Below are 7140 nucleotides of genomic sequence, written 5' to 3'. Positions count from 1 at the left end.
GCTGCAACGGCTGCCGCAGGTGCAGTTGCACAACCGCTACGGTCCGACCGAAACCGCCATCAACGTCACCCACTGGCACTGCCGGGCCGAGGACGGCGCCCGCTCGCCAATCGGCCGGCCGCTGGGCAACGTGCTCTGCCGTGTGCTGGATGATGAGCTGCAACTGGCCGCCCCGGGCGTACCGGGCGAGCTGTATCTGGGTGGCGCGGGCCTGGCCCGGGGCTACCTTGGTCGCCCAGGCCTGACCGCCGAGCGCTTCGTGCCCCAGGTCGATGGCGACGGCGCGCGTTTGTACCGCAGTGGTGACCGTGCCCGCTGGCAGGTGCAGGCCGAAGCCCTGGAATACCTTGGCCGCCTCGACCAGCAGGTGAAGGTGCGAGGTTTTCGCGTCGAACCTGAAGAAGTGCAGGCGTGCCTGCTAGGCCAGCCGGGTGTCGAGCAGGCGCTGGTCCTGATCCACCAGGACGCGGTTGGCGCGCAGTTGGTCGGCTATTACAGCGGCACTGCAGCGGCGGATGCACTGCTGGCCAATCTGGCCGAGCGCCTGCCTGCCTATATGGTGCCGGCGCAACTGATCGCTCTTGAACACCTGCCGCTGGGCCCCAGCGGCAAGGTCGATCGCAAGGCCCTGCCTGCGCCGGTCTGGCAGCAGCGTGAACATGTCGAGCCGCAGACCGCGCTGCAGCAGCAGGTCGCGGCGATCTGGCGCGAGGTGCTGAACCTGCCACGCGTCGGCTTGCACGACGACTTCTTCGCCCTGGGTGGCCATTCCCTGCTGGCCACCCAGATCGTCTCGCGCACCCGCCAGGCCTGCGATGTCGAGCTGCCGCTGAAAGTGCTGTTCGAGGCCAGCGAGCTAGGCGCCTTCTGCGCGCAGATCGCGCACATCCAGGAAGCCGGCGAGCACAACCTGCAGGGTGAGATCGCCCGCGTCGACCGCCGCCAGGCCGTGCCGTTGTCATACTCCCAGCAGCGCATGTGGTTCCTCTGGCAGATGGAGCCGCACAGCCCGGCGTACAACGTTGGCGGCATGGCGCGCCTGCGCGGCACGCTGCACGTGGATGCCTTCGAGCGTGCCCTGCAGGCGCTGATCGTGCGCCACGAAACCCTGCGCACCACCTTCCCGGCCATCGACGGCGTGCCCTACCAGTGCGTCGCCCAGGACGGCTCGTTGCAACTGGACTGGCAGGACTTCAGCGCCTTGCCTGACGCCACCCGCCAGCAGCATCTGCAGCAACTGGCCGACGAGCAAGCGCACCAGCCGTTCGACCTGGAGCGTGGCCCGCTGCTGCGCGCTTGCCTGGTGAAGGCCGAAGATCGCGAACATTACTTCGTGCTGACCCTGCACCACATCGTCACCGAAGGCTGGGCCATGGACATCTTCGCCCGCGAACTGGGCGAGCTGTACGAGGCCTTCGTCGATGACCGCGAATCGCCCCTGGCGCCGCTGCCGGTGCAGTACCTGGACTACAGCGTGTGGCAACGGCAATGGCTGGAAAGCGGCGAGGGCGCCCGCCAGCTGGCCTACTGGAAAGCCCGCCTGGGCGATGAGCACCCGGTGCTGGCGCTGCCCGCCGACCGACCACGCCCGGCGGTGCAGAGCCACCGTGGCGAGCTGTACCGCTTCGACCTCGACCCCGCGCTGGTCGCCCGCGTGCACGCCTTCAACAGCCAGCGCGGCTTGACCCTGTTCATGACCATGACTGCCACCCTGGCCGCCTTGCTGCACCGCTACAGCGGCCAGCGCGACCTGCGCATCGGTGCGCCAGTGGCCAACCGCATCCGCCCGGAAAGCGAAGGCCTGATCGGCGCCTTCCTCAACACCCAGGTGCTGCGCTGCGAGCTGGACGGGCAGATGAGCGCCGCCGCCTTGCTCGACCAGGTGCGCCAGGCCGCCATCGAAGGCCAGTCGCACCAGGACCTGCCGTTCGAGCAACTGGTAGAAGCCCTGCAACCGCCGCGCAGCAGCGCCTACAACCCGCTGTTCCAGGTGATGTGCAACGTGCAGCGCTGGGCCTTCCAGCAAAGCCGTGAGCTGGCTGGCATGCAGGTGGACTACCTGGTCAACGACGCCAGCGCCACCAAGTTCGACCTGTACCTGGAAGTAACCGACCTCGATGGCCGCCTGGGCTGCTGCCTGACCTACAGCCGCGACCTGTTCGACGCGCCGCGCATCGCGCGCATGGCCGAACACTGGCAGCAGTTGCTGGCCGGCCTGCTCGACGACCCGCAGCAGCGCCTGTGCGAACTGCCGATGCTGGCAGACGCCGAGCAGCAGGTATTGATCGGCCAGTTGCAGGGCGAGCATCATCATGCCCTCGACCAGACGATCCATGGCCTGTTCGCCGCCCAGGCTGCACGCACGCCGCAAGCCGGCGCGCTGACTTTCGCAGGCGAACACCTGAGCTATGCCGAGCTGGACCAGCAGGCCAACCGCCTGGCCCGAGCGCTGCGTGAACGCGGTGTGGGCCCGCAGGTACGTGTCGGCCTGGCCCTGGAGCGCTCGCTGGAAATGGTGGTCGGCCTGCTGGCCATCCTCAAGGCCGGTGGCGCCTATGTGCCGCTGGACCCGGAATACCCGCTCGACCGCCTGCGCTACATGATCGAGGACAGCCGTATCGGCCTGCTGCTCAGCCAGCGCAGCCTGCTCGAAACCCTCGGCGAGCTGCCGCCCGGCGTGCAGCGCTGGAGTCTGGAAGACGACGCCGCAAGCCTGTCCGCCTACAGCGATGCAGCGCTGGACAACCTCAACCTGCCGCAGCACCAGGCCTACCTGATCTACACCTCCGGCTCCACCGGCAAGCCCAAGGGCGTGGTGGTCAGCCACGGTGAAATCGCCATGCACTGCCAGGCGGTGATCGAAGCCTTCGGCATGCGCAGCGACGACTGCGAGCTGCACTTCTATTCGATCAACTTCGACGCCGCCAGCGAACGCCTGCTGGTGCCGCTGCTGTGTGGTGCGCGCGTGGTGCTGCGGGCCCAGGGCCAATGGGGCGCCGAGGACATCTGCCAACTGGTGCGCGAGCAGCAGGTGAGCATTCTCGGTTTCACCCCGAGCTACGGCAGCCAGCTGGCTCAGTACCTGGCCGGGCAGGGCGAGCAACTGCCGGTGCGCCTGGTGATCACCGGCGGCGAGGCGCTGACCGCCGAGCACTTACAGCGCATCCGCCAGGCCTTCGCGCCGCAGCAGTTCTTCAACGCCTACGGCCCGACCGAGACGGTGGTCATGCCGCTGGCGTGCCTTGCGCCCGACACCCTGCCCGCCGACGCCGGCAGTGTGCCGATCGGCCGGGTAATCGGTGCCCGCAGTGCTTACATCCTCGACGAAGACCTGGCGTTGCTGCCCCAAGGGGGCATCGGCGAGCTGTACGTCGGCGGCGCTGGCCTCGCCCAGGGCTACCACGACCGCCCGGGCCTGAGCGCCGAGCGCTTCGTCGCCGACCCGTTCAGCACTGACGGCGGGCGCCTGTATCGCACCGGCGACCTGGTGCGCCTGCGCGCCGATGGCCTGGTGGAGTATGTCGGCCGTGCCGACCAGCAGGTGAAGATCCGCGGCTTCCGCATCGAGCTGGGAGAAATCGAAAGCCGTCTGCAGGAGCATGCCGATGTCGACGAGGCTGTGGTCCTGGCCCTCGACCTGCCGGGTGGCAAACAGCTGGTAGGTTACCTGGTGTGCAAGCAGGCCAGCGCGGACAGCGAAGCCCAGGCCTTGCTGCGCGAAGCGGTCAAGGCCGATGCCCGCCTGCACCTGCCGGACTACATGGTGCCGGCGCACCTGGTGCTGCTGGGCAGCCTGCCACTGATGGGCAACGGCAAGCTCGACCGCCGGGCCTTGCCTTTGCCTGATCTGGAGCAGGCGCGCCAGCAGTACCAGGCACCGGCCAACGTGCTGGAAGAGCAACTGGCGCAGATCTGGCGTGATGTGCTCAACGTGTCCCGCGTGGGGGTGCAGGACAACTTCTTCGAACTGGGCGGCGATTCGATCCTGTCCATCCAGGTGGTCAGCCGTGCCCGCCAGCTGGGGCTGCAGTTCACGCCGCGCGACCTGTTCCAGCACCAGACCATTCAGACGCTTGCCGCCGTGGTCACCCACAGCGCAGTGGCCAGCGGCATCGAGCAGGGGGCGCGGCAGGGCAAGACCGGACTGACGCCGATCCAGCACTGGTTCTTCGACAGCGGGGTGGTCCAGCCCCAGCACTGGAACCAGGCGGTGTTGCTGCAAGTGCGCCAGTCGCTGGACAAGGCTCAGCTCGAACAGGCACTGATGGCGCTGCTGGAGCACCACGACAGCCTTCGCCTGCGTTTCACCCAGGCCAATGGTCGCTGGCAGGGCGAGTTCGCCGCGCCTGCCCATGTGCAACTGCTGTGGACCGCCACGGTGGCCGACTTCGACGACTGCCAGTCGCTGTACAGCGACGTGCAACGCAGCCTCGATCTTGAGCAAGGCCCCTTGCTGCGCGCGTTGCTGGTAACGGACGGGCAGGGTGCCCAGCGTCTGCTGCTGGCGATCCACCACCTGGTGGTCGACGGTGTGTCCTGGCGCGTACTGCTCGAGGACCTGCAGGCGCTGTACCGTGGCCAACCGCTGGCGGCCAAGACCCACGCCATGGCTGACTGGGCCGCGCGCCTGGGCAGCTACGCCGGCAGCGACTCGCTGCGTGACGAACTCGGCTGGTGGCAAGGTCAGCTGTCCAGCGTGCGCCATGAACTGCCGTGCGATCACCCGCAGGGCGGCAACCTGCATCGCCACGCCGACACCGTGGCCATCGGCCTGGATGTCGAGCAGACCCGCCAGTTGCTGCAGCAGGCCCCGGCGGCCTATCACACCCAGGTCAACGACCTGCTGCTGACCGCCCTGGCCCGCACCCTGTGCCGCTGGAGTGGTGACCAGGAAGTGCTGGTGCAGCTCGAAGGACATGGCCGTGACGGCCTGTTCGAAGACATGGACCTGACCCGCAGCGTCGGCTGGTTCACCAACGCCTACCCGCTGCGCCTCGACCCCGAGGCTGGCGAGGACGATGCCGCGCGCGCCGCGTCGATCAAACGGATCAAGGAGCAACTGCGCCAGGTGCCGCACAAAGGCCAGGGTTATGGCGTGCTGCGCTACCTGGCCGACGACGCCGCGCGGGAACGCATGGCGGCGCTGCCACAGGCACGGATCACCTTCAACTACCTGGGCCAGTTCGACCAGCAGTTCGATGCTGCCGCGCTGTTCCAGCCGCTGGATGCTCCGGCGGGCCTGGCCCACGACCTCGATGCGCCACTGCCGAACTGGCTCAGCGTCGACGGCCAGGTCTATGGCGGTGCCTTGCAACTGCGCTGGACCTACAGCCGAGAGCGGTACCACGAGCAGACCATCGCGCAACTGGCCGAGGCCTATCGCCAGGAGTTGCTGGCCCTGGTCGAGCATTGCCTGGCCGATGGCAATGGCAGTTTCACGCCGTCGGACTTCCCGCTGGCGCACCTGACCCAGGAGCAGATCGACGCGCTGCCGATCCCGGCTGCCGAGATCGAGGACGTCTACCCGCTGACACCGATGCAGGAAGGCCTGCTGCTGCATACCCTGCTGGAGCCGGGCACCGGCATCTACTACATGCAGGACCGCTACAGGATCAACAGCGCGCTCGACCCGCAGCGTTTCGCCCAGGCCTGGCAAGCCGTGGTGTCCCGTCACGAAGCCCTGCGTGCATCCTTCAGCTGGAACGCCGGCGAAGCGATGCTGCAGATCATCCACAAGCCGGGCAACACGCCGGTCGATTACCAGGACTGGCGCGGCCTCGACGAGGCGGCCCAGGAGCAGCGCCTGCAAGCCTTGCACAAAGAAGAACGCGAGGCCGGTTTCGAGCTGCTGCGCGAGGCGCCGTTCCACCTGCGCCTGGTGCGGGTCGACGACGCGCGCTACTGGTTCATGATGAGCAACCACCACATCCTCATCGATGCCTGGTGCCGTTCGTTGCTGATGAACGACTTCTTCGAGCTCTACCAGGCCCTCGGCGAAGGCCGCCAGGCGCAGCTGCCGGTGCCGCCGCGCTACCGCGACTACATCGGTTGGCTGCAACGCCAGGACCTGGACGAGGCACGTGGCTGGTGGCAGGCCAACCTGGCCGGCTTCGAACGCGCCACGGCGATCCCCAGCGACCGACCGCTGCGCAATGACCACGCCGGCGAAGGCATGGTCGTCGGCGACTGCTACACCCGCCTGGAGGCCAGCGATGGCGTGCGCCTGCGCGAACTGGCCCAGGCCCACCAGCTGACCATCAACACCTTCGCCCAGGCGGCCTGGGCGCTGGTGCTGGCACGCTACAGCGGCGACCGCGACGTGGCCTTCGGCGTGACCGTGGCCGGGCGCCCGGTGAGCCTGCCGCAGATGCAGCGCACAGTCGGCCTGTTCATCAACAGCATCGCCCTGCGCGTGCAACTGCCCGAGCCGGGCCAGCGGCGCAGTGTGCGTCAGTGGCTGCAAGGCCTGCTGGAGCGCAACATGGAATTGCGCGAGTACGAATACCTGCCGTTGGTGGCGATCCAGGAGTGCAGCGAACTGCCCAAGGGCCAGCCGCTGTTCAACAGCCTGTTCGTGTTCGAGAACGCGCCCGTGGAAAGCGCGGTGCTCGACCATGCCCAGCACCTGAACGCCAGCTCCGACTCGGGCCGTACCCACACCAACTTCCCGCTGACGGCGGTGTGCTACCCGGGCGACGACTTGGGCCTGCACCTGTCGTTCGACCAGCGCTACTTCGACTTCCCGACCATCGAACGCCTGCTGGCCGAGTTCAAGCGCCTGCTGCTGGCGCTGGTGCAAGGCTTCGACGGCGAGGTCAGCGAGCTGCCGTTGCTCGGCGAGGAGGAACAGCGCTTCCTGCTCGACGACTGCAACCGCACCGAGCAGGCCTATGCCCTGGAGCAGAGTTATGTCGCGCTGTTCGAGGCGCAGGTCGCCGCGCACCCCGAGCGCACGGTCGCCCGTTGCCTGGAGGCGTCCTATGACTTCGCCGGGCTGAACCTCGCGGCCAACCGTCTGGGCCATGCCCTGGTCGCGGCCGGCGTGGCCATCGACCAGCCGGTCGCGTTGCTGGCCGAGCGTGGTTTGCCGCTGCTGGGCATGATCGTCGGCAGCTTCAAGGCCGGGGCCGGCTACCTGCC

1 protein-coding gene is annotated in these 7140 nt (G+C 68.0%); it reads left to right on the top strand.

The genetic code is table 11. From position 1 onward, the window contains the following. A partial coding sequence (locus PMI38_RS01040; RefSeq protein WP_043272732.1) for a non-ribosomal peptide synthetase occupies positions 1-7140 on the top strand: 7140 nt, incomplete at both ends.

Origin of the sequence: Pseudomonas sp. GM84 (assembly GCF_000282535.1) — a bacterium.
Taxonomy (GTDB): Bacteria; Pseudomonadota; Gammaproteobacteria; order Pseudomonadales; family Pseudomonadaceae; genus Aquipseudomonas.
The sequence above is the reverse complement of the archived record's forward strand: the minus strand, read 5'-3'. Positions and strand labels throughout refer to the sequence as shown.